Genomic DNA, 22,848 nt, shown 5'->3' with positions numbered 1-22,848 from the left:
GATATAGGTGAGATTGTATGAATTTATTAAGTCAATTTGAACAAATCTTTGATACGCAAGAGAAAGCATTTGCTACTATCATAGGTCAACGTAGCGATGGTAAGCTCGTAGCTGAGACGCCTAGTGGGGCTACGATATTATTAACTGGAGATATGGAAACAGGTAAAAAGTGCTTTTATAATCGGCGCAATAGTACCATTTTATCTGAAGCACCAAATGTGACATTTAGTGAGTTTGGTGTCTAACATAAAATCAGTTCTCTTTATTATCATTCCTCAAGATACAAAACCAGTCTTATTCACTCTTAGTCACCTGACTATATACTTAAGGTATTGCTTGACCTTTAACTTTGAGCCATACCTTCTATAGTCAAGGACTTATCATGCTTAAATATAAATTTTCTTTTTTAAATTCGATGTTAGCTTCAGCTTTAGCGATAGTCGCTAGTGTTGGACTAACGCCTAATATGACAACTCAACCAGATGTTGATACTGAGTTTGGTTATTCATCACTTGATAGCCCTCCACCAAGTCCATCACCTGAGCCTAATCAACCCAAAACTCCTACCAAATGGTGGGCAAAGTCTAAAACTATGTGGTTTAACATTGGTGTTACAGCGATGGGGATTGCTGGCGTGGTATTTCCAATGGCAGATAGTGTATTGCCCTATGCCGAGCCATTTATCAACGCTGAAACTTTTGGGCTACTGACAGCCATTATCGGTGCGGGCAATGTGTTACTACGAACGATGACACAATCTAAAATCACAACAAAGCAGCATCTGCCACTAGAAAAGGTGGATTATGAGATTTGATATTCATTTTATCAAATTCACTTTTGATGTGGTGCAAACCGTAGTCATGGTAGGCATCTCAATCTATGTGTGGATAGTGACAAATCACAAAGCAAATGCTAAGAAAATTGTTGAATTAGAAGCCAAACATAACACTGAGCTTGACGAATTAAAAACCCGTGTTACTAGCATTTCAACACAAATAAAGCATATGCCAGACCGCCAACAAATCTCACGCATTCATTATCGTATCGATGACTTGAATACAAATGTTTCTACAGTGCAAGGCATCGTCAAAGGTTTGGCAGATTCCAATGCGATGATTCTTGAAAAACTCATTAAGTAGGGAATGAATAAAAAATGAACCTGCAACAATTACAAACCGAAGACCACAGACGCAGCGTACTGTGGTTTTTGTTATATGACCCTGATTATCAGCTAAGTGAACAAATGCTATATCAATGCTTTGAAATGCAGGGCAAATCAATCTCTTATGACCAGTTGCGTACACATAACCAATGGCTATGTGAGCAAGGCTTAACAACATCTACACCACTTGGTGCTATTAATAACATTGCATTAACAGATAGAGGTCTAGAGGTTGCAAAAGGTATGGTACGAGCTGTGGGGGTGCGTAATTTACGCCCATCAGAGATTGCTGATATCAAGTCATTCAAAGGCTATTAAGAGGGTAAGATGGCAAAAAGTAGTATCAAAACCCTACCACCACTATTGCTAGAACAGTTGCAAGATTGGCTGCGTGACCCACGCATTACTCAGATAGAAGCAACTGAGCGGCTTAACGAGTTACTTGAAGAGATTGGTGAACCACCTCGCAGTAAATCAGCGGTTAATCGCTATGCAGTGCAGATGAATGAAGTGGGTGCACGTATCCAACAAAGCCGAGAAATGGCTGAAATGTGGGTGGGTAGATTTGGTAATGCTCCACAGGGCAAAGTTGGGCAACTGCTTAATGAGGTCATACGCAACCTTGCTTTTAATACCGCTATTAATCTGTCTGATGGTGATGGTATCGTCGAGCCTAAGATGCTCAAAGAGCTGGCAATGGCTGTCGAAAAGTTAGAGAACGCTGCTACTATCAACGAGAAACGTCAGCGTGAAATTGAAAAAGCCATATTAGCAAAAGCTGCCAAAGAGACTGAAAAAGCCATCGTAGAAGCAGGATTGTCTGCTGATACGGCAAATGAGATTAAGCAAAAGATATTGGGTATTGCCTAATGTTTAATGAAAATGACGTCTTATTGGCATATCAAAAACGTTGGATAGCAGATGATAGCCAGTTAAAAATTGCTGAGAAATCACGGCGAACGGGGCTAACGTGGGCTGAAGCTGCTGATAATGCACTCGATGCTTCACTCAAAAAAGCAGAGGGTGGCTGTGATACGTTTTACATTGGCTCAAGTAAAGACATGGCACGAGAGTATATCGATGCTGTTGCCATGTGGGCAACCATGTATAACTATGCTGCCAGTGAAATTGAAGAGAACGAAGAGGTTTTTGAAACTGAAGATGGTAAAAAAGAAATCCTGACCTATGTCATCTATTTTGCCAGTGGCTTTAAAGTCAAAGCGTTATCATCTAATCCCCGCAATCTGCGAGGTATGCAAGGCAATGTAGTCATCGATGAGGCGGCATTCCATGAGCATTTATCTGAAGTATTAAAAGCGGCATTGGCATTGACAATGTGGGGTGCAAAGGTACGTATCATCAGTACGCATAATGGCGTGGATAACCTGTTTAATGAGTTAATCATTGATAGTCGTGCAGGTAAAAAACGCTACTCAGTCCATACCATCACTCTTGACGATGCCTGCAATGAGGGACTGTATAAACGCATTTGCCAAGTCACTAAACAAACATGGTCACAAGATAAAGAAGCACAATGGAAAGCAAATCTGCTTAGTGATACCGCTAATAAAGAAGATGCCTTAGAGGAATACTGTTGTATTCCACAAAATGGCGGGGGCAAATGGCTATCTCGTGCATTGATTGAGCAGTGCATGAATAGCGACACACCTATTATAAGATTAGAAAAGAAAAACGATTTTAGCTTATTGCCTGAATCAACTCGTCGAGCTGAGATTGATGACTGGCTGAATGAAACGGTATTATCTATCTTACAGTCATTGAGTAAGACGCAACGACATTATTTGGGTGAGGATTTTGCTCGTAGTGGCGATTTAACCTCGTTTTCTATCGGAGCAGAGCAACAAGACTTAACACTGGCAGTGCGACTTATTATAGAGCTGGCAAATATTCCATTTAAACAGCAAGAACAGATATTATTATTTATTTTGGAACGCCTGCCACGCTTCAGCGGTGCGGCACTTGATGCTCGAGGCAATGGACAATATTTAGCAGAGTGTGCCTCAGATAACTATGGTGAGCTAATCAATGCGATAATGCTGTCAGAAAAATGGTATCGTGAAAATACTGCCCCATTTAAGTCGGCACTGCAAGATGGTGAATTGATAGATATTCCCAAAGATACTGACGTACTCGCTGATCTTAGAAGCTTTGAGGTCATCAACAATATACCCCGTATTCCTACGACTCGCATCAATAGTGCTGATAGTGAAAATAATAATAAACGCCACGGTGATACTGCCATCTCACTACTACTGATGCACCATGCCAGTCGCACCGACCCACCCACTGAGATTGGACTTGCAATTGAATCAAGTAACAATCATTCACATACTACTGATGCTAATGGCGACCAGTATGGCTATGGTGCTAATTATGTAGGGCATGATGATGTAATTGGTAGAATTGGCGTACATAGCGAGTGTACTGAGCTATTTAATGGCTTTTAGATTGCTAATTTGCCGAGTTTGTTTATCAAGATCTGCGGTCACTTGCTGAGTGACGGTCGCCCCCATTGCATTTGTGCCTCGAAATGTCATTAAAATACTAAAGCTGTCGCCATTATCATGATAGCGAGTTTCAACATGCTCAAATGAGTCTGGATTATGCATACCTGCTTTTACGACTGCGACCAAGTCTCTATTAGAGCCGTCCCAACTGCTAAAAAACACCTCACCTGCTGGTGGCTCATAACCGTTAGATGGTAGTGGCTGCTTTTCTCCAAAAATAAAAATATAAGCAATGAGCAAAGCAACCAACACCCCCAAGCCATAGATACCATAAGCCCTTAAATAGTCTATAAACCCTTTTTCTCGTTCCTGCTCATAGGCTGTTATTAGCTCATCTGTCACACGGAATTGTTTTTTGCAGGACAAACACTCTATCACTGCATTTGCTTTTACTTTACCCTGCATTAGCTCACCACATTTGGCGCATTTCACCCCTGCCATATTTTTATCCTTTTTATATTTTCTACGTCTATCAACTTATGACTGTTAGTCAGCATAGCATACAGCTTATATATTTTTTGCAATAAAGTTTCATTAAATAGTCACTCAACAACCAAAGTTTCATTATTTAGTTTCACTTTTCATTTTAAAACCATTCATTTAGCAATTAGCATTTTTCTTACTTATAGTGGTAGCTGTCATAAATGGCATAACCCGTATGTGAGATAGTCCAATATGAGTAACACTAAATCCACCACCAAAGCCCCCCCATCTCCGACCAAACCCAGCACAGAGGTTGCAGTTGAGCACAACATCACCGAGCTTGAGATTATTGATGATATCTTAACCAATAAACTATCAGGTGATATCAATGGCTACCGTAATCTATTAACTGATACCACTGTATTTGGTACGTGGACACAGCGGCAATCTGCATTGGTACAAATGGAGCGTCAAATCATACCCGCTGATAGTGATAACCCCGCTGATGTCGAAGCTGCCGAGTTTATCAAAGCTCAAATAGAAGGCATCGCCTTTGACAGGGTGCTAAAAGCCATGCAATGGGGTGTTTATTATGGCTATGGTGTGGCAGAAGCAATGTGGTCATTGGTGGATGGTAAGGTGGGTATTAGCGATATATTGGTACGAGACCGAGGCAAGTTTAAATTTGATAAAGATAAGCAACTACTATACATAGGTAATGATAGTGAAACGGTTGTGCCAGAGGCTAAGTTTTGGACATATAGTGCAGGCGGTGATACGACAGATAACCCTTACGGACTAGGTCTTGCTCATTATTTATTTTGGGCAGTATTGTTTAAAAAATCAAACATTAAGTTTTGGCTATTGGGGCTAGAGAAAGCTGCTACTTCGATGCCGCATGTGCAATATGACTCAAAAGCACCTGACCCAGCCGCTGAGCGAGAAAAAGCATTGCGAGCAGGTGTCGCTCTTAAAAATGGCTCTGCCATTGCCACCGCTCAAGGCACAGTGGTAGAACTACTCAAAGGGGCAAGCGGTACAGAAGACTACGAGACACTTTGTCGCTATATGGATGAAGCTATTGCCATTGTGATATTAGGGCAAGTAATGACCAGTCAGGCTATTGGTGGTCAGTACAAGGCAGAGATACAAAATCAGGTCAAAGAAGACATCATCAAAGCCGATGCTGACCTGCTGTGTAGTAGTTTTAATAACACCATCATCAAATGGCTGACTAAGTGGAACTTTCCAAATGCCAATCCACCTAAGTTATGGCTACTGACTAGTGATGAAGCAGATGAACTTAAGAAAACTCAAGCTTGGGCTAACATGGTCAAAGTTGGTTATCGTCCTACACTTAAAACAGTTGAAGATACCTTTGGTGGTGAATGGGAGGAAATCAGTACGCAAACCAACCAAGTTGCTGGTAATCAGTCAGGTACAGAAACTGGCAAGCAGTATGATAACAATCAAAGTAAAAACTCTACTGATTTTGCTGAGTCGCCAGAAACAAATAACGAAATTGATAGTATGGTTGACCAGCTTGCTGATGAGATTGCACCCATCACAGGTGGGTGGATAAATAAAATTAAGCAAATCCTAGACGATGTAGACAGCTTAGAGGAATTACGAGAGCAATTAAACAGCTTAGCTAAGCAGTTAAGTTTTGATGATTATGCTCGTGTGTTTACTGAAGCAAATATCAGTGCAAAGCTGGCAGGTATGGCAAGTGTAGCAAATAACAATACAGACGAGGCTACTCATGTCTAAAACAAAATACGATACTCCTGCACCCAAACTGCCCTTTGAAGAGCAGATTAATTTCTTTAAAAACAAGCTTAACTTGCCTACAGATAGCTATCTTGATCTTGAAGGTCAAGAGCATGACTATGCGTTTGTGGTGGCAGGGGCAAACCGCAACGACATACTGACAGATTTTCGCACCGCTGTTGACAAGGCTATTAATGACGGTACAACGCTAGAAGCCTTTCGTAAAAGCTTTGATGAAATAGTGTCTGAGCGGGGTTGGAATTATAACGGCGGTCGAGACTGGCGAAGTCGCATTATCTATGACACCAATTTATATAGCTCATTTGCTGCTGGACGCCATGAACAACATGGGCGTATGAAAGCCTTAAGACCATATTGGGAATATAAGCATCGTGATGGAGTGAAGCACCCACGCCCTTTGCATAAGGATTGGGACGGTCTGGTACTACATTGTGACGACCCATTTTGGCAGACACATTATCCAATAAATGGCTATGGCTGCCATTGCAGTGTCATTGCCCATAGTGCTAAGTCATTGCAGCGTGAAGAGCTAAAGATTAGTAAAAGCCCTAAGATTAACTATGTAACTAAAGAATTGGGTAAACGCAGTGGCAATCCAAAGACAGTAACATTACCTGAAGGCATTGATTACGGCTTTGACCGTATCGCTGGTAGCAATCGTGTCGATATGCCAAGCAAGTTACTACTGGATAAGGCTGTTAGCGTACCGCCTAAACTTGCTACTAACATGGTCAGTAATGTGTTGCAGGTAGCAGAGGTCAGAGCATTATTAAACAATGAAGTCAAAGAAATGGTGGATCTGGTAGAAAAAGAAAAAATCGCTCGTGGGGTGAGTAAGTCGGTGGGTGTATTACCTGAGCCAGTCGTTGACGCATTGGTTGCTGAAAATCTAACGCCCAGTAGTGCTGTTATCACCCTACGAGATCACGATGTGTTACATGCTTTGCGAGACAATAAAGACGCTCCACTGCCGCTTAGTTTTTGGGAAAATATTGCTGACTATTTAATTGAGCCAGAAGCAGTGCTACTCGATACGTTAAAAGCAGATAATGCGCTGTTATACATCATTAATTTGGGTACGGATAAAGGCAAGGTTATCGTCAGATTGGACTATGAACTGAAAGTAAAAGATGAGGATGGTAAACGCCAACGCATTATCACCAACATCATTAGAAGTGGAAAACAGATTGTCTACAATCAAAAAATGCGAGACGGCTTGTCTCAGCATAAAGTGCTATTTGGTGCTATCACACCATAAATAAGGTAAGAAAGAATGCGACAACTGTGATGGGTAGGATTCGAACCTACGTCACCGCAGCGCCAGATAACCACAAGCGCATTCGTACTTGATGGTTACTCTATAGCGGGCGTCCCTTCTACCTGAATTGGGCTCTACACCACAGTGTCTAATTTCATTATAGGTTAACAGCAATAAGGTTGCAAATAATGGCTAGATCATCCGTTGCCACATTAACGTTACAAGATGTGGTCGATATTTTAGATAAGGTGCAGTCGCTTAAATTTATGGATAGGGCTGTTTGGGAAGCCATTGGCGAGCAACTGACCATCATTCACAAAAAACGTTATGAGCAAGAGATTGACCCAGACGGAAATGCGTGGACACCCTTAAATGAAAAGTACCAAGCCAAAAAGAAAGAAAAGGCAAATTATCAAAAGATATTGCAGTACTCAGGTCGGCTCTTTGACACCCTGCACGCACAAGCGAGTGACTATGGGGTTAAGTTTGGTAGTAACTCTGTCTATGCTGCTACCCAGCATTATGGGCGTGATGGTATTCCAGCCCGTCAGATTATCGGTATCAATGAGGCTGATAAAAAAATCATCGCTGAAGAGGTCATTGAAGCCTATGTCAACTGGTTATCTGCTCAATGATGTATCGCCAGTCCCTGTCAATATGTTTATGAGCGTTTATAAACGCTCAAGATGGCGGATTAAAGCTGAGTATAAGCATTGATAGGTTTATAAAGTTAAAGGGGCGACATAGCTCATTTAAAGTCACAACAATAAGTTGTTGATCAATCTTACACAAACTAGGAGTTTTTATTATGAAATTAACTAAAGAGATTTTAGAAAGTCACATCGTTGATGAAAGCTATCATTTATTCCCAGATACTACGGTAACTGTGTGCTGCCTTACATTAGATAATGGCTTTAATGCCATTGGACATAGTGCCTGCATTGAAAAAGAAATGTTTGATGCCAAAACTGGTGAACAAGTGGCTAGAGAAAAAGCAGTCAGAGAGTTGTGGCAACTTTATGGCTTTAATGCGAAACAACAAAAATTTGTAATCAATAATATCAATAGGAGTGATACAAATGACTAATGCTCTACAGCACATCGTTAAAACAGCTTTTACTCCTCTATTTGACCGACTTATGGTGCATGAAGGCGGTTATGTTAACCACCCCAATGATCCGGGCGGTGAAACTAAATGGGGAGTCACAAAGCAAGTGGCTCGTAAATATGGTTACTATGGTAGTATGCGCCATTTACCAAAGACGACAGCACATCAAATCGCTGAACGTTTATACTGGGATGTAATACATGGTGATGATCTTGACAAATCTGTCGCTTGGCAACTGATGGATGCTGCTTATAATCATGGTAACCGTAATGCCATTAAGATGATACAACGTGCAGTTAGTGTGGCTGATGATGGTGTTATTGGTTCTATTACTTTAAGTGCCATTAATAGTATGGATAAGAATGATGTTATCTTGCGCTTTAACGCTGAGCGACTAGAGTTTTATGCACAACTGCGTAGCTTTAAAACTTTTGGGCGTGGTTGGGTGCGCCGTGTGGCAGGTAATTTACGTTGGGCTGCTAAAGATAACTAAACCTTTTTTAATTTAACCTAGCCATACACTATTTAAAAAACCAGTCTTATTCACTGCCCTTACCGCCAATTCTATAATCCAGTTATTAACCAATAATAACTGGATTTTTTTATGAGTGCGACGCAAGGTCTGATGCCAAATATTGCCATTTTTAAGATAGGCAATCACACCTCAACCGATGGCAACAAGATGTCTGTCAGTGCAGATATGCTAAAAGCTGTTGCTAAAAATTATCAAGCCAACACTCATGAAGCTCCTGCCGTTATTGGTCACCCCAAAGACAATCACCCTGCCTATGCGTGGGTTGAGTCACTATCATTTGATGAGTCAGATGGTGTGCTATACGCCAATTTTAAAGACGTAGAGCCACAATTTGCTCAAATGCTCAAAGACAAACGCTTTAAAAAACGCAGTGCCAGTTTTTATCCACCCAATCACCCCAGTAACCCAACACCTGATATGCCTTATTTGCGTCATGTGGGCTTTTTGGGTGCACAGCCGCCAGCCATTAAAGGACTAAAAGATTTTACTGAACTAGGCGATGTTATTAATTGCAGCGTTTATGAATTTTCTGAATTTGATATTCAACAGCCATCTTCACCAAACCAACAGGACACCCTTATGAGTGATAACACCACTAATCCAGATAAAACAACCAACACCCCTAAAGACACTAATCCTGCTATCGAATTAGCTGTAGAGAAGCAAAAGAAGCTTGAGGCTAAAGAGCAGGAGCTGGCTGCCAAAGAAGCTGCCATTGCCCAGCGTGAAGCTGATTTTGCCAAAAAAGAAGCTGCTATCAAAACACAAAACTTTAGCGATTTTGCTGATGGACTGATTACTAAAGGTCAGCTAATGCCCGCAGAAAAAGATGCTCTAGTTGCAGTGATGTTGGACTTAGACAGCACCCCCAAGACCTTTGATTTTGCTGAAAATGGCGTGGTCAATAAAAAAACATCAGTTGATGTATTGCAAAATGTATTAAGCCGCCTGCCTGTCACCATTGATTTTAGCGAACATACAGGTGATGACCCAAATACAGCTGCCCGTCCACAATATCAATTTGCTACTGGTATGAATGATGATGAGCTAGACAAACAAATCCAAGATTATGCTAACTCAGAAGGTATCAGTTACGCCGAAGCAGCACTTAGCTTTGCTAAGTAGTTAGTACATTCAACCGTAATACTAAAAAATAAAGGACAACATCATGCCTCAGCATAATATTTTAAGTAAAAAAGTCACATTAGCAGAAGATGCCAATAAGAATCAGATTGTTAGTTTTAGCGGGCATCTTGCCACGACTGGCTCTGGTGATAAAGAACCTGCGGGCGTCATGATGTATGACGGCACAGCAGGTGATCTGGTTGCCATCATGTGTATAGGCTTAATCACTACACCCCAAGATGGCAGCTTGAAGCTTGGTGATAAGGTCAAAGTGACAGCAGGCACAGTGGTCAAAGCCACTGACACAAATGAGGTGTTTGCTGAGGTCAGCGAAGTGACCACCACAAGCCATGTCGAACTACTACTGAAATAAACACTGGCACATAAGTCACTATATGCAGAATCTAACAATCAACTTTCAATTAAATAGGTAACATCATGAGCAGCATTTTATATAACAAACCAAAAACCGATAAGGTCTTAACCAAAGTGGTACGAGGGTATGACCTTGACCAAGAATTTAGCGGTCATCATTTATTCCCTGATATTGATGTTGATGAATTCGCTGGCAAGATTGTCATGTTTGGTAAAGAAGCCTACATAGTCATCAATACCAAACGAGCACCGGGCGAGACTGTGCGGGGCATCGGCATCACTTATTCAAGCAATGATTATGTGCTAGAAAATCGTTTGCTAGAAGCTCTAAGCCCTGAAGAGTTTATTGAAATTGGTAATAAAAATAATATTGCTGTCAAAGCACAAGCAGTGACTGCGGTTTATCGTGCGATGCGACTAGAGGGCGAATATGATAAAGCCATTTTAGCCAATAATGCTGATCACTATGCCAGCACCAATAAAACAACACTGTCAGGTAGCTCATTATGGAATGATCCTACTGCTAACGTTTTGGAACAAGTAGAAGATGCAAAATCTACAATCCGAGCCAAGACGGGACGTTATCCAAACGTATTTCATCTAGATGCTGATGGCTTTGCAGGGCTAAAGCGTAATGAAGCCATCAAAGAGCAATTTAAATACAGTGGTAAAGCCAGTATTAATACTGAGATGCTTGCTGATTATTTTGGTATCGAAAAAGTGGTGGTAGGTCGTGCCATTCGTGCTGCCAGCTTAACTGATGACTTTGTCGACCTATGGGCAGATAACAGTATCTTAGCGTATGTCCCACCCAAAAAACTACAATCACAAGCATCACCATCATTTGGCTATAACTACGTGCATAGAGGCTTCCCCATCGTTGAAAAAGAATACTACGATAAGTCAGACCGTAGCTGGCATAACCCTGTGCTATTTCGTGATAAAGCCATTATCACAGACGGCGGTGCTGGCTTCTTATTTATAAATACCACAGGCTAAATAGCTAAACAACAAAACCCTATGACTGAACTTGAAATAATCAAATTTAAGTCATCAAACCCAAAAGGATAACATCATGACCGCCAAAAAAACTGCCACAAAAACACCTGACACTGATACTCAGACACCTGAGCAACCAGCCGAAGCCAAACAACAAGTGGAAGCCAAACCAACGACTAAAGACTATATTGTGCAATGGACACTACATCACGATAACAAACGCTATAACGCAGGTGACACATTGGCACTGTCCATCGCCGATGCCACTCCGTTGTTAGCTGAGGGTGTGATTAAAGCAGATGGTATGGTCGTTACTGACAATGTTGTGGTTGCGAAAAAATGAATTTAACTTACTGCACCGCTGCCGACTTAGTTGCTCATGACAATAGAGCAAGGCTGATTTCACAGCTGGCAGCGTCAGACTATGGCAAAGTACCCTCAGCTGACGATGTGCTGAACTATTTTATTCACGGCACAGTCACTGGGGATAATGAGGAAAGCTTGCAACGGCTCAAAGCTCGTGTTGAGCAAGCCATTAGCAACAGTGCCAGTGAGATTAATGGCTTATTGTCATTGTGCGGTGGTGTAGCTTTGCCAACCGAAACTTTGACAACCATCAATATGGATATGGCATTAGCACGGCTGTTTGAAAAGCTAGATGATGACAGTCAAATCAAGCGACAAGCCGATAGATGGGTAGCATGGTTGGATAAAATTGCCACTGGCAAAATTCCTATCAATCAAGACGGTGCAGTCGTGACTAATCCATTAGTCACAAGTGCTCAAACCCTTGGTAGTGATGTGCTATGGAATGAGGATACATTAAGTGGCTATTAACAACGTGATAGACCTATTTAACCCACGTAAGGCATTAACCACACATCTGCAACAGCTTGTTGAGCAAGGTATTATACGGGGTGTAGGACAAGCACAAGATTTATCAGATGTACTAGATGGGCGTGAGCCTAGCATGCACGGGTTTGTCTATGTGACTTTTGATAAGTCCAAAAACATCAGCACACAAGGCAAAAACACCATCAAGTCTACCGAAGTCTATACCGTTACTTTGGCATGGCGTAACAATCATTCCGAACGTAGCAACCATGGACAAGGTATGGATGAAGCAGGTGAGGTTAAAGCAGCCCTTGAATTTTATATTAATGGCTGGGTGATAGGCAGTGATAAGCATAGCCAAGAATATGCCAGCCCTACAATGGGCAAACCCTTTGTACTCAGCGAGTCCAGCCCTGAAGCATTTTATCGCCCTGATGGCTGGGCGTACTATCCAATGGCATTTGAAATTATGGTAACTCGTGTACGACCTCAATCCATCTAAGCGTTTAAAAAACTCATCTAATGATAAATGATAAATGATAAAAGGTAATTATCTATGAACGATCAAAACAACTCCGTCAATAATGACCACGGCTTTATTGGTACAGGTACACCGTATTTCTATCCTGATGATGACTTAACTGTCTTCTTTTTTGGTAACCCCATCTCATGTAAGATTACCAGCTCATCAGATAAAAAGGTGCGTAAATCACGACGAAAAGAAGATGCTGGTGCGTCACTTGATACTCGTAGCATACCCAACCCTGCTGAGGTCAGTATCAGCACTGACACCTTCCAGCCTCGTACTTGGGCGATGGCGATGAGTGGTGAGGCAGGCAAGGTTACTAAGTCTGCTCAGACCATCACTGATGAAGCTGCAATCGCAATATTTGATGGCTATCATCAGCTAGCAAATAGTGATATTGACCCTACCACTGTGGTAGTCAAAAAAGATGGCTCTGTGGTTGAAGCAGAGAAATATAAAATCAACCCCTCTATGGGATTGCTACAGATAATCGATGAGACAGCGGCTCAGGTTGGTGATGATTTGACCGTGGACTATAAGACTCGCCAAGTCACCAAGATTGTCATTGAAGCGGCGAAAGTAAGCAGCTTTAAAGGTAAGATTGTCATTGATGGCAAAAATGATGTGACAGGTGAACCCGCCAAACTGATTATTCCCAACGTCAGCTTAAGTGTCGATGGAGATTTTGATTGGTTCTCTGATGACTTTAATGAGATTGAGATGAAAGGCACAGCATCCATCGGTAAAAATGGTGAGCCACCTTATACTATTGAGCTGTATCCATAAGCCATCTCAAAATCTATCAGTCATTTATTTAAGTAATGAAAAGCCCGCTGTCACGATAATGGTGGGCTTTTTTGTGCTTGTCTTTATGTTTGCTTGTGCAGGTAATACCCAAAAATAGAGGCAATAATAGTAATAAACCATAAAACAGCTGCCACTACCCAAAATGTGCTACTAAGAATAAGGTTATCAGCAAGAGTGAAGTTAGCTAATGCGGCAAGTCCCCATGCAGCAAGCCCACAAACCATACATATCATTATAAATGGTGTTTCTGTAAAGCCTGATTGATTGAAACTGTTTGATATTGGGCTATTAGGACTATTAATTACGCCTTGCTGATTACCAGTCTGTTGATTGTTATCTCCTGAACTCTGCTGGTTGTTATCACCTTTAATTTTTTGGTTAACCTTCTTTTGTGAGGCACTCTTATCTTCAGTTAAATTTTCAAATCCACCTAAGACAAATCTTAAGGTCATCTTCTTTTGCTCAGCATTCAAAGGGCGGTAGCTATCTAGCAGTAATGCCTCATCAGATGGTAGATCTATAGGCTGAGTACGAATACCTGTAATGAGATAACTAACATCAACCCCTAGCTCGTATGCCTTAGTTAGATAATCACTATCAGGACTACGCTCACCTTTTTCATAAAGAATTTGGGCATTCCTTTTAACCCCACAAAACTCTCCAAACTCCTTTTGTTTCAAGCCAATACGATCACGCTCTTCTCTTAATCGGTCACTAAACATAAAAAAACCCCAAAAGTATTCATTAAAGTGCAATAAATGTCTTGATGTATTCAATTGAATACATTATTATAAATGTGTGAGGTAATTACATCACAATTACCTTATCTGTAAGCTATCAATTTATAACGTCAAATAAGGAGTCTCATCATGACTACAGTAACTCGCTCTAAATCAATGCTTACTCGCGCTGAAAAAGCAGAGCAAATCAAAAAAAACTTACATGAACAAGGTATCACAATTCGCCAATGGTCAAAACAACACGGCTATCCAGATACTGAAGTATACAAAGTTCTGAACGGCGAGCGTAAAGGCTTGTATGGGCGTGCCCATGAAATCGCTGTGGCGATTGGGCTTAAGTCAGTAAGTTAATTGAGTTTAACCCTTTTATTACCCTTTTATCAATAAAAAATCAAGGACACTTAAATGAATATTTTAACAACCACGCAACGTAATCAAGTGATTGATGAACTAATAGTTGAGTTAAGTGATCGATTAAATAACTTAAAGAGTGATCGTAAAGATTTCACTGATAAACAACTTGCCACTTTAGAAAAACTAGTAGGTGAGCAGTATTTACAAGTTAACTCAAGTGATGAAAAACGAATTTATGGTGAGTTATTAAGCATCATCAGATACAACCTGTACAACCTCCAATCAGTATCCACCACCCAACCTTCTACATCTGGTAACTAGGAGAAATCATCATGACCAAATCCATCAGACTCAAAACAAAAGCCAAAGCTTTTGTCTGCCAAAGCAAGTCACAAGTTAGCGAAGCCATTACCGAAATTGGCAATGCTCAACGAGAAATTATTCGCTTAGAGACCGAAATAAATGACATCACTGCCAAAGCGATTGAAGAAAGAAAAGACCGCTTAGAAATGCTTCGCACAAGTATTAGTGAGTTATCAGAAGGCGTACAAACATGGTGCGAGGTACACCGAGACACGCTATGTAAAAACAGCAAGACTGCCAATTTGACCACAGGAGAGGTGAGCTGGCGACAGTCACCGCCAAAAGTCAGCCTGCGTGGCATTGACAAAATTATGGAGGCGTTAAAAGAAGCGAAACTGACACAGTTTATTCGTATCAAAGAAGAGATAAATAAAGACGCTATTCTTGCTGACCCAAAGGCGGTTAAAAGCATTAAGGGCATTTCAATTAAGTCGGGCGAAGAAAACTTTGTTATTAAACCATTTGAAGTAGAGATGGAGACTTCACAATGAGCAAACAGAATAAAAGACTCAAAGGTGCAAGCCCACTACATTTGAATAATCAAGAGCTGCGTTGGGAGCTAAGAAGGGCAGATGAAATCATCAATTACGCATGTCATCTGCTGGGTACATCAGGACAAAAAGAGCTGGAGTTTCAGCTAATTGAAAACGATATCACCACTTATGCTGACCCGTTATCTAAACAAGGGCGTACACAAGCGATGCATCGTATCAAACCAAAGCGAGATATCGTTCTGACAATAATGATGGTTGTTACGTTGTTAGTTGGCTTGGCTTGGTACTGCACGCAAACTGAAAACGAGATATTACGAGCAGAACTCGCACATGCTCAAATCAATTTTGCCAAATAAAGGACACTACCATGAGCACTGACAATGAAAAATATATTAATAGCTCACAACAGCGAGCATTACGCACCTTAAAAGCCTTATTTGGGCATGAGTTTACAGGTATCTCATCAAAACAACTTGCCCAGCAACTAGACACCACCGCTTCGCAAGTGTTTAAAGACCTTATCAACTTGCAAGCGGCGGGACTGGCTGAGCAACTACCTGATAAAAACTGGCGTATCGCACCGTTATTAGGGCGTGAAGCCATCAAAGTCATGCACACCTTAGACAGTGCAAGGCGACGACTGGATGAGACCGCCAATCGCTATGGTGTGGCTGGATAGCACACACCTCACTACTACTTAAATCACCATAAGGAGTATCACTATGACCAACAAAATCACCACCACGACCAATGCTGAACAAGAAGCCACCTTTCAAAAGGACGTGGCAGACTCACAAGCCCTAGCCACCACACTTAATGCCATTACTACTGAGCAATTATTGCTTTCTGAAAAAATTGGAGCTTTTAAAGCTTTTGAGTTTTCAAGAAAAATTATGACTGTCAGCACTATCAAGATACTAGCTGAAATAAAAAACTCTAAGGAATATAAAGGCTTACAGGTTTTTGATGTTAATGGAAACTGCCAACATGTCAGCACTTGGGAACAATTTTGCACTTCACTTGGTGTAAGCCGTCAAAAAGTAGATGAGGATATCCAAAACCTATCTAAGTTTGGTGAGGATTTTTTAGAAACCTCTCAACGTATAGGACTTGGCTATCGTGACCTACGGAAGCTACGCAAAATCCCTGAAGAAGATCGTGAAGTCATCATCAATGGTGAAGCGGTACAGGCTGAAGATAAAGACAGCCTTATTGAGCTAATAGAGGACATGAGCATTAAGCATGTCAAACAAAAAGAAAAACTAAGCAAACAGATCAAAAGCTTAGAGCAAGAAACCAAAGCCAAAGATGCGGTTATCCGTCAAAAGCAAGAAACCATCGATGCCAAAAATGATGAAATCATCGCAATGGATGCCAAACTTGCCCATAACCTATCTGCCCCTGCCTATGAACGAGCTCAAGATTTTGTCGCACAAATCAAAGTCATTAGCGTCGATGCTCTACAGCTCTTCGGCAAGATTAACGCCCTCTATGAGCAGATAGAGCAAGACAGTGATTTACCCGAACTACTTAGGGTTAATCAAGGTCACTTATTACTTGAGATTAAAGCTGAGGCTAACAAGCTAATTGACCACTACTATTTGGGTGACGTCAGTGTCACTGATGATGACATGACATGGGTAGAGGAAGCCAATGCCGAGCTTGCCAAACGCCAAGCACAAAATACTGGTGATATAGAGGGCAGCAACAATGAATAACCCAGCTCAAGCACATCACCTCTCAAGGTTTAATATCCGTCAACATAAAGCTGAAATTAAGCATTGGCTTAAAGCCAAGCCAAAGTTGCTGAGTTACCTGCACTCTAGTATTCCCAAGTTTGACGTGCGTTGGCGAAATGCCCAGACAGAATACTGGATGCGTGCTAATCCTAACAAAGTCACTTATTTAGCAGATGGTATATCGACTAATCGCCGACTCAAACACGGCATGCCCAGTTTTAAACGCTAAGTCATCACCCACTTTATTAACCAAAATTGCTAAGAGCTACACACCATGAGAAATGAAAGCTATTACCGAGACTTAAAACACCGCCTAGAGCAAGAGCCGCACGGTAATCGCCAGTCATTAATCAATGCCGCCACTGAATTTTTGGGTGTATCGCACATGACCATCTATCGCAATCTAAAAAAGCTTGGGTACAGTGACAATCGCAAAACTCGTGCCGATAAAGGTGACAGTCAAATTGGCATCGATGAGCTAAAAATAATTGCCTCACTAATTCGTCAGTCTGAGCGTGCCAATCACAAATCATTGATGCCTATTAAGGTCGCCATCGAAATTGCCTATGAGAATGGGCAAATCAACGAGATGTATAACGAAGGTACAGTTGCTCGCCTATTACGTGAAAATCAACTATCACAACGGCACATGCAACAAGCAACACCACATATCAAATTAAAAACGGCATACCCAAACGAGATGTGGGAGTTAGACCCGTCCATCTGTATTTTGTATTACCTCAAAGATGGCAACAAAATGGCGGTGATGGATAAAGATAAATTTTACAAAAATAAGCTAGAGAACGTTTATAAAATTGCTAATGAGCGGGTATTTCGCTATGTCGTGGTTGACCATTATAGCGGTGCATTTTATTGCAAATATTACATGGCACGGGGTGAAAACCAAGAGACATTATTTGATTTTTTAATGACAGCAATGGGTGAAAAAGACAAACTTAAAAACCCATTTGAAGGTGTACCCACTATGCTGTATTGGGACAAAGGCTCTGCCAACCAAAGCCACATGATCCAAAACCTACTTAACCAACTAAATATAAAGCACGCAGCCCACATCGCAGGCAATAGCCGAGCCAAAGGATTGGTAGAAAAAACTAATGACATCATAGAGCGGCACTTTGAAGGTCGCCTATATCTAGGGCAACATCAAATTCAATCTATAGATGATCTCAATCTATATTGTGAAATTTGGCAACGAGGCTTTCAAAGTAGCCAACGCTATGCTCACAGTCGCCATAAAATGCCCCGCTTTACCGCTTGGCGACGCATCACATCAGAACAGTTAATCACTCGTCCGCCGATAGACGTCTGCAAAATGCTGTTATCTGACAAGCCTGCCGAGCGGCTAGTCAAAGGTAATTACAACATTCATTTTGAAGGACGTAAATATAACCTATCAGGTGTGGATAACATCGCCATTGGCAGTAAAGTGGGGGTAAAGGTCAACCCATACGACTACCCCAATATCAGAGTCAGTCACCCCAACAGCTTTGGTGAAATGGTCACCTATGACATTGCCCCGCTTACTCAAGATGATATTGGCTTTGATAGCGATGCCATACCTGCCACAGCCATGATGGACGGGCATTTTCACACCGCCAAACTGACCACTGCCGACAAAAATCGTCAAGAGCTTGACGAGCTTGCATATGGCACTCGTGACCAAGCCCATATTGACCGTATTCGTAACACCAAATCACAGCCAGCCTTCGATGGCAAGATGGACGCCTTTACCTATCTAAAAGCGGAGCATGACAAACCGCAAACTCTACTACACATGCCAAAGCAGGGGACACCGCTAGATATTGGAGAGCCTGCTCTACAAAAGGTACGAGTGCCAAAACGCCCTTCACCTACATCAGTAGAGCGTACAGAGGAAGCACTACCTGTACTGCAATTTATCCAATGGTTTGTCAAAAAACACGGTGTTATTGATGGCATGGCAGACAAGATACGTGAGCAATACGCTGACGGTGTCAAACAAAGCGACTATGAGCGTATTGCTGAGCAGCTAATCAATCCCCAGCCCAAGCCAACAGAATCCGAACCACAGCCACAATTAAAGGTAATTTAACCATGACATTACAACAAATTTTGCAAGCTCACGGTATCAGCCAACGCAAACTTGCCGCTGAAACAAACTACAGCCCAGCAGTGATTAACCAGTTAATAAAGCATGGTAAATACCCAAGCTCAATCGCCCCCGAAACCATACACAACAATATAGACAATGCTTTAACTGCTTTAAATGTGACATCAATGCCAAACTGGCAAGCCATGCAGGCAACACAAATAACTAACAACAATCCACTAGCACAAAAGGAGCTACCCGATATGCAAGCATTAACCCAAGCCGCCAAGCAACTATTCAAACTGCACAAATCACCCTTTGCTGACGATGTACAAAGCCGTGAAGATGTGTATCTATCTGCCGAGCAACGCTATATCCGTCAATCCATGCTGTCTACCGCCAAACATGGAGGATTTATCGCCATCATAGGTGAGTCAGGTGCAGGCAAAACTACTCTAAAACGTGACCTGATTGAGGGGGTAAAAGAGGACAAAGACAGTGTCATCATCATTCAACCACAAGCCATCGACAAGACTCGTCTAAGTGTCGCTCATTTATGTGATGCCATCATAGATGACATTAGCCGAGGGCAAGAAAACCCCAAACGCTCAATGGAAGCCAAAGCTCGTCAAATCAAACGCCTACTGACTGACTCTAGCCGTGCAGGCAATAAACATTGCCTAGTGATTGACGAAGCTCACGACCTCACCATACCCATGCTGAAGTACCTAAAACGCTTTTGGGAACTAGAGGATGGTATGCGTCGCCTACTGGCTATCGTACTCATTGGACAACCTGAGCTGAAGATTAAACTAAACGAGCGTAACTCTGATATTCGAGAAGTGGCACGTCGCTGTGAGCAAGTCGAATTACAACCTTTAAATGCCTATGTTGGTGATTATCTGAAGCACAAGTGTCAGCGAGCAAGTCTTAGTTTTGACGCTATTTTTGCTGATGATGCCATGAGTGGATTAACTGCCCGCCTCACCCAAACCAATGGTGAGCATAGTATTAGTTTGCTATATCCACTTATTGTTAATAACGCTGTCATTGCTGCGATGAATAAATGCGCTGAAATTGGGCAAAGCAAAATTACTGCTGATATTTTTGAGGGGATATAACCATGTCAAAGCTATATGAGTATACAAGCCAGTATCATCGGGATATTGAAACGTTAAGAGTAAGAACTTGTGGACAAGGTATCTATTTGGGTATCAACAGTATTGTTCAGATGCCATTCAATCAAGATGATAATGAGCAGACGACTAGCATCGTCCTGCCATTAAGTGAGGTACTACCTCTTATAGAAGCACTGTCAAAGAGTATCTATGATAAAGATAGTTTTACTCTAGTTCTGAATAGCTATCAGGTTCAAGCCACTATATCAGCATTGGAGTTTTATATCAAAATGTTAGATGGGATAAACACTGTAGATGCTATGCCATATGAATTAGTTGAAGCTCTCAAGACTATGTTTGATGATTTAATTAAAAAGAATAAGGAAATCTGAACATGAATAATAAAAAACTTGAACGCATTATGGACAAAATCAAACGCTGTTTAGCATTAAGTAAGTCCAGCAATGAAACAGAATCTGCTACTGCATTACGTCAAGCACATAAAATGATGGAACAGTATGGTATTAGCATGACTGATATCAAATTGGCAGATATTCAGCAAAAGCACTCTCAGTACAGAGTAGCTAGACGACCATCTGTTTATCTCACTACATTAAGCATTATGATTGCCCAAATTTTTGGCTGTGAAGTATATATAGATAATGTTAACAACAAAGGTAAGTATTGTTTCGTGGGCTTAGAGATGCACACAAAGATAGCCAGCTATGCCTATGATGTTTTATACCGTCAACTAAAACAAGCCCGTCTACATTACATGAAGACACAGTTAAAACGAGTACGTTTGGCTAAAAACAAAGCGGCTCGTGCAGATGCATTCTGTTTGGGTTGGGTAATAACAGTTCGCCATCTAATTAAAAATTTAGTACCTCTACAGACAGATAAACAATTAATCAATCAATTTATGCGGCAGGAATTAAGGTTAGTCACAGTGAGTGCACTTGACCGCATCAAAAATAGCAATGCGAAAAGTGCAACAGACGACTATGCCAATGGTCTTAATGCAGGCAAAGAGGCAAAGCTACATCATGCCATGCACAGCACAAACTCACCTAAACTTATCAACTAGCATATAGGAAATTACTAATGAGCAATAAACTCATCTGCCCAAATTGTCATAGAGGGCATGACCTCAGTGACTATATCAATGAAACCAATGCTGAGATGGCGTTTAGCATTGCCCTAACAGTACCAGCCCCTCTATCCTCACTGGTATTGCAATATACTCAACTATTTGCCCCATTAAAGTCTAAGCTATCGCTTGACCGCCGTGCCAAAATTATCGAAAGTCTTCACCTTGAAGGCTGTGACATAGCCCGTGTGGCTTATGGTATTAACGTCATGTTGGACAATCATGCAAAGGGCGAACTTAAGTCCCCAATCAAAAATCATAACTACCTGCTTAAAGTGATGGCGGGTTATACCCCACCTAATATCTCTGAGCGTAAAAAATACACACTAACGGATAAGCAAATTAAGTTTTTTGGTTATCGCTTATGTCAAGACGATGCCTTTGCTATGAGCAATGCTAAAGTCGGTGAAAGCCAAGGTGAATTTCTCACACGTATTGAATATGAGCTAAAGAACCCAGACAAGGTCAAACAATGGTACGGATATATCAATAAAATCAGCCAGCAAACCGAACAGTAAGGAGAAATTTATGGTTTGGCAATTAAAGCGTAACGATACCAAAGAGAGCATAGAGCTACCAGATGATATGCATTGGAATGATGAATTTAGCTGGAGCAAAATAGCACAGTCCAATCCTGAATGGACATTAACAGGCTCTATGGTTGTGCAACAAGGCACAAAAAAGGCTGGACGACCAATTACTTTAACAGGTGACTGGATATGGCATAGACGTGAAGACTTATTGCTGTTAAGGTCATGGTGTGACGTAGCAAAGTTAACCATGACTCTAACCCATTACGATGGGCGAGAATTTCAAGTTATCTGGCGATTGCATGACACTGGTATCGATGCACAACCTGTATACTATCAAACACCAGAAACTGAAGATGAACCGTACCTTGCCACGTTTAAACTAATGACGATTTGATTTAATGAGGGAGGTAATATGTCTGAACAATTTGAATTAACCAGTATGCCGTCCATTGAACAGGTAGCAGATGTAGGTAACATAGGATCATTTTTTGCCAGCTTCATCGAGCTATTACAAGCGGAACTTGTCAAGTTTGGCATTAAAGCCACTGATGCCAGTCGCATAGTTAGTCAAGTTGTGTGCCAGCTATCACAAGCCTTTGCTGGAGAAAGCTTTTATATTACCTCAAAGCCTGCTGTCTTTGCACGTCACATGGCAATGTATGCTGACCTGCAAACAATGCCTAGTTATGATGTCGATAGAAAATACGGCGTATCCAGAGGTTATAGCTTAACGGTAGCAAAGCAGATAGATAGTAAGCGTAAGCGTCGTGATCAGTTAAAATTAGACTTTTAGAAAG

General features: G+C 41.4%; 34 protein-coding genes and 1 pseudogene. 32 read left to right on the top strand and 3 right to left on the bottom strand.

Annotated elements, in window-relative coordinates:
- Positions 1-17 precede the first annotated feature (17 nt).
- The 6 genes from FHK89_RS11565 to FHK89_RS11540 all read left to right on the top strand — a co-directional run bounded on the left by FHK89_RS11565 (position 18) and on the right by FHK89_RS11540 (position 3,630).
- Positions 18-245, top strand: coding sequence for a hypothetical protein (locus FHK89_RS11565; protein WP_230660516.1), 228 nt, complete (start codon positions 18-20; stop codon positions 243-245).
- 137 nt (positions 246-382) lie between these two features.
- The gene (locus tag FHK89_RS11560; RefSeq protein WP_230660513.1) at positions 383-814 is read left to right on the top strand and encodes a hypothetical protein; all 432 of its coding nucleotides are present in this window, start codon (positions 383-385) and stop codon (positions 812-814) included.
- The gene (locus tag FHK89_RS11555; protein WP_230660510.1) at positions 804-1,139 is read left to right on the top strand and encodes a DUF2730 family protein; all 336 of its coding nucleotides are present in this window, start codon (positions 804-806) and stop codon (positions 1,137-1,139) included. The genes FHK89_RS11560 and FHK89_RS11555 overlap by 11 nt, the downstream gene beginning before the upstream one ends.
- Before the next feature lie 14 nt (positions 1,140-1,153).
- A complete protein-coding gene (locus tag FHK89_RS11550) occupies positions 1,154-1,480 on the top strand; it encodes an ArsR family transcriptional regulator (RefSeq protein ID WP_230660507.1) in 327 nt (108 codons plus the stop codon).
- 9 nt (positions 1,481-1,489) lie between these two features.
- Positions 1,490-2,032, top strand: a complete 543-nt coding sequence (locus FHK89_RS11545; protein WP_230660504.1) for a DUF3486 family protein — start codon at positions 1,490-1,492, stop codon at positions 2,030-2,032.
- The gene (locus FHK89_RS11540; RefSeq protein WP_230660501.1) at positions 2,032-3,630 is read left to right on the top strand and encodes a terminase large subunit domain-containing protein; all 1,599 of its coding nucleotides are present in this window, start codon (positions 2,032-2,034) and stop codon (positions 3,628-3,630) included. The genes FHK89_RS11545 and FHK89_RS11540 overlap by 1 nt, the downstream gene beginning before the upstream one ends.
- On the opposite strand, the gene FHK89_RS11535 is transcribed toward FHK89_RS11540, so the two are convergent.
- Positions 3,613-4,131 (bottom strand): hypothetical protein, encoded by a 519-nt coding sequence (locus FHK89_RS11535; RefSeq protein ID WP_230660498.1) that lies wholly within the window; start codon positions 4,129-4,131, stop codon positions 3,613-3,615. The genes FHK89_RS11540 and FHK89_RS11535 overlap by 18 nt on opposite strands.
- 234 nt (positions 4,132-4,365) lie before the next feature.
- Between FHK89_RS11535 and FHK89_RS11530 the strand changes: the two genes are divergently transcribed.
- Complete coding sequence (locus tag FHK89_RS11530; protein ID WP_230660495.1) at positions 4,366-5,883, top strand: DUF935 domain-containing protein; 1,518 nt, start codon at positions 4,366-4,368, stop codon at positions 5,881-5,883.
- Positions 5,876-7,162 (top strand): phage head morphogenesis protein, encoded by a 1,287-nt coding sequence (locus FHK89_RS11525; protein ID WP_230660493.1) that lies wholly within the window; start codon positions 5,876-5,878, stop codon positions 7,160-7,162. Before FHK89_RS11530 ends, FHK89_RS11525 begins: the two co-directional genes overlap by 8 nt.
- A gap of 24 nt (positions 7,163-7,186) precedes the next feature.
- Here the strand turns inward: FHK89_RS11525 and FHK89_RS11520 are convergent.
- Positions 7,187-7,306: pseudogene (locus FHK89_RS11520) on the bottom strand.
- Between the two features lie 44 nt (positions 7,307-7,350).
- Between FHK89_RS11520 and FHK89_RS11515 the strand changes: the two are divergent.
- The 10 genes from FHK89_RS11515 to FHK89_RS11470 all read left to right on the top strand — a co-directional run bounded on the left by FHK89_RS11515 (position 7,351) and on the right by FHK89_RS11470 (position 13,450).
- Positions 7,351-7,797: a phage virion morphogenesis protein gene (locus tag FHK89_RS11515; RefSeq protein ID WP_230660489.1), complete on the top strand. Its 447-nt coding sequence runs from the start codon at positions 7,351-7,353 to the stop codon at positions 7,795-7,797.
- Positions 7,798-7,970: 173 nt separating this feature from the next.
- Positions 7,971-8,249, top strand: coding sequence for a Gp49 family protein (locus FHK89_RS11510; RefSeq protein WP_230660486.1), 279 nt, complete (start codon positions 7,971-7,973; stop codon positions 8,247-8,249).
- Positions 8,242-8,763, top strand: a complete 522-nt coding sequence (locus FHK89_RS11505) for a glycoside hydrolase family 108 protein (RefSeq protein ID WP_230660483.1) — start codon at positions 8,242-8,244, stop codon at positions 8,761-8,763. Before FHK89_RS11510 ends, FHK89_RS11505 begins: the two co-directional genes overlap by 8 nt.
- A 111-nt stretch (positions 8,764-8,874) precedes the next feature.
- Positions 8,875-9,930: a hypothetical protein gene (locus tag FHK89_RS11500; protein ID WP_230660479.1), complete on the top strand. Its 1,056-nt coding sequence runs from the start codon at positions 8,875-8,877 to the stop codon at positions 9,928-9,930.
- 43 nt (positions 9,931-9,973) lie between these two features.
- The gene (locus FHK89_RS11495; RefSeq protein WP_230660476.1) at positions 9,974-10,303 is read left to right on the top strand and encodes a hypothetical protein; all 330 of its coding nucleotides are present in this window, start codon (positions 9,974-9,976) and stop codon (positions 10,301-10,303) included.
- A 65-nt stretch (positions 10,304-10,368) separates the two neighbouring features.
- Positions 10,369-11,304 carry a major capsid protein gene (locus FHK89_RS11490; RefSeq protein ID WP_230660472.1) on the top strand — a complete coding sequence of 312 codons (936 nt, stop codon included), beginning with the start codon at positions 10,369-10,371 and terminating at the stop codon, positions 11,302-11,304.
- A 76-nt stretch (positions 11,305-11,380) separates the two neighbouring features.
- Positions 11,381-11,647, top strand: a complete 267-nt coding sequence (locus FHK89_RS11485) for a hypothetical protein (RefSeq protein WP_230660469.1) — start codon at positions 11,381-11,383, stop codon at positions 11,645-11,647.
- Complete coding sequence (locus tag FHK89_RS11480; protein WP_230660466.1) at positions 11,644-12,141, top strand: phage protein Gp36 family protein; 498 nt, start codon at positions 11,644-11,646, stop codon at positions 12,139-12,141. The genes FHK89_RS11485 and FHK89_RS11480 overlap by 4 nt, the downstream gene beginning before the upstream one ends.
- Positions 12,131-12,640, top strand: coding sequence for a hypothetical protein (locus tag FHK89_RS11475; RefSeq protein WP_230660463.1), 510 nt, complete (start codon positions 12,131-12,133; stop codon positions 12,638-12,640). Before FHK89_RS11480 ends, FHK89_RS11475 begins: the two co-directional genes overlap by 11 nt.
- 54 nt (positions 12,641-12,694) lie before the next feature.
- Positions 12,695-13,450: a hypothetical protein gene (locus FHK89_RS11470; protein WP_230660461.1), complete on the top strand. Its 756-nt coding sequence runs from the start codon at positions 12,695-12,697 to the stop codon at positions 13,448-13,450.
- Between the two features lie 83 nt (positions 13,451-13,533).
- On the opposite strand, the gene FHK89_RS11465 is transcribed toward FHK89_RS11470, so the two are convergent.
- Positions 13,534-14,193 (bottom strand): helix-turn-helix domain-containing protein, encoded by a 660-nt coding sequence (locus FHK89_RS11465; RefSeq protein ID WP_230660458.1) that lies wholly within the window; start codon positions 14,191-14,193, stop codon positions 13,534-13,536.
- A 147-nt stretch (positions 14,194-14,340) separates the two neighbouring features.
- On the opposite strand from FHK89_RS11465, the gene FHK89_RS11460 reads away from it, so the two are divergent.
- Genes FHK89_RS11460 through FHK89_RS11395 form a run of 14 tightly spaced genes read left to right on the top strand, consistent with a single transcriptional unit; the run spans position 14,341 to position 22,844 of the window.
- Positions 14,341-14,562, top strand: coding sequence for a DNA-binding protein (locus FHK89_RS11460; RefSeq protein WP_230660455.1), 222 nt, complete (start codon positions 14,341-14,343; stop codon positions 14,560-14,562).
- Between the two features lie 54 nt (positions 14,563-14,616).
- A complete protein-coding gene (locus FHK89_RS11455; protein WP_230660453.1) occupies positions 14,617-14,886 on the top strand; it encodes a hypothetical protein in 270 nt (89 codons plus the stop codon).
- Between the two features lie 11 nt (positions 14,887-14,897).
- The gene (locus FHK89_RS11450) at positions 14,898-15,419 is read left to right on the top strand and encodes a host-nuclease inhibitor Gam family protein (RefSeq protein ID WP_230660449.1); all 522 of its coding nucleotides are present in this window, start codon (positions 14,898-14,900) and stop codon (positions 15,417-15,419) included.
- Positions 15,416-15,778, top strand: coding sequence for a hypothetical protein (locus tag FHK89_RS11445; RefSeq protein WP_230660447.1), 363 nt, complete (start codon positions 15,416-15,418; stop codon positions 15,776-15,778). Before FHK89_RS11450 ends, FHK89_RS11445 begins: the two co-directional genes overlap by 4 nt.
- Before the next feature lie 11 nt (positions 15,779-15,789).
- Positions 15,790-16,101, top strand: a complete 312-nt coding sequence (locus FHK89_RS11440) for a winged-helix domain-containing protein (protein WP_230660444.1) — start codon at positions 15,790-15,792, stop codon at positions 16,099-16,101.
- A 43-nt stretch (positions 16,102-16,144) separates the two neighbouring features.
- Positions 16,145-17,140, top strand: coding sequence for a hypothetical protein (locus FHK89_RS11435; protein WP_230660441.1), 996 nt, complete (start codon positions 16,145-16,147; stop codon positions 17,138-17,140).
- Positions 17,133-17,390 carry a hypothetical protein gene (locus tag FHK89_RS11430; RefSeq protein WP_230660438.1) on the top strand — a complete coding sequence of 86 codons (258 nt, stop codon included), beginning with the start codon at positions 17,133-17,135 and terminating at the stop codon, positions 17,388-17,390. The genes FHK89_RS11435 and FHK89_RS11430 overlap by 8 nt, the downstream gene beginning before the upstream one ends.
- Positions 17,391-17,435: 45 nt before the next feature.
- Entirely contained in the window at positions 17,436-19,253 is a 1,818-nt protein-coding gene (locus FHK89_RS11425) for an integrase catalytic domain-containing protein (protein ID WP_230660435.1), read from the top strand.
- 2 nt (positions 19,254-19,255) lie between these two features.
- On the top strand, positions 19,256-20,371 hold the full coding sequence (locus FHK89_RS11420; protein WP_230660432.1) for an AAA family ATPase: 1,116 nt from the start codon (positions 19,256-19,258) through the stop codon (positions 20,369-20,371).
- Positions 20,372-20,373: 2 nt separating this feature from the next.
- On the top strand, positions 20,374-20,760 hold the full coding sequence (locus tag FHK89_RS11415; RefSeq protein ID WP_230660429.1) for a hypothetical protein: 387 nt from the start codon (positions 20,374-20,376) through the stop codon (positions 20,758-20,760).
- Positions 20,761-20,762: 2 nt separating this feature from the next.
- Positions 20,763-21,455 (top strand): DUF2786 domain-containing protein, encoded by a 693-nt coding sequence (locus tag FHK89_RS11410; protein WP_230660426.1) that lies wholly within the window; start codon positions 20,763-20,765, stop codon positions 21,453-21,455.
- Between the two features lie 17 nt (positions 21,456-21,472).
- Positions 21,473-22,036, top strand: a complete 564-nt coding sequence (locus FHK89_RS11405; RefSeq protein WP_230660423.1) for a hypothetical protein — start codon at positions 21,473-21,475, stop codon at positions 22,034-22,036.
- 10 nt (positions 22,037-22,046) lie between these two features.
- Positions 22,047-22,445, top strand: coding sequence for a hypothetical protein (locus tag FHK89_RS11400; protein WP_230660420.1), 399 nt, complete (start codon positions 22,047-22,049; stop codon positions 22,443-22,445).
- 18 nt (positions 22,446-22,463) lie between these two features.
- Positions 22,464-22,844: a Mor transcription activator family protein gene (locus tag FHK89_RS11395; protein WP_230660417.1), complete on the top strand. Its 381-nt coding sequence runs from the start codon at positions 22,464-22,466 to the stop codon at positions 22,842-22,844.
- Positions 22,845-22,848 lie beyond the last annotated feature (4 nt).

Origin of the sequence: Psychrobacter sp. I-STPA10, from assembly GCF_021012795.1 — a bacterium.
Lineage (GTDB): Bacteria > Pseudomonadota > Gammaproteobacteria > Pseudomonadales > Moraxellaceae > Psychrobacter.
The sequence above is the reverse complement of the archived record's forward strand: the minus strand, read 5'-3'. Positions and strand labels throughout refer to the sequence as shown.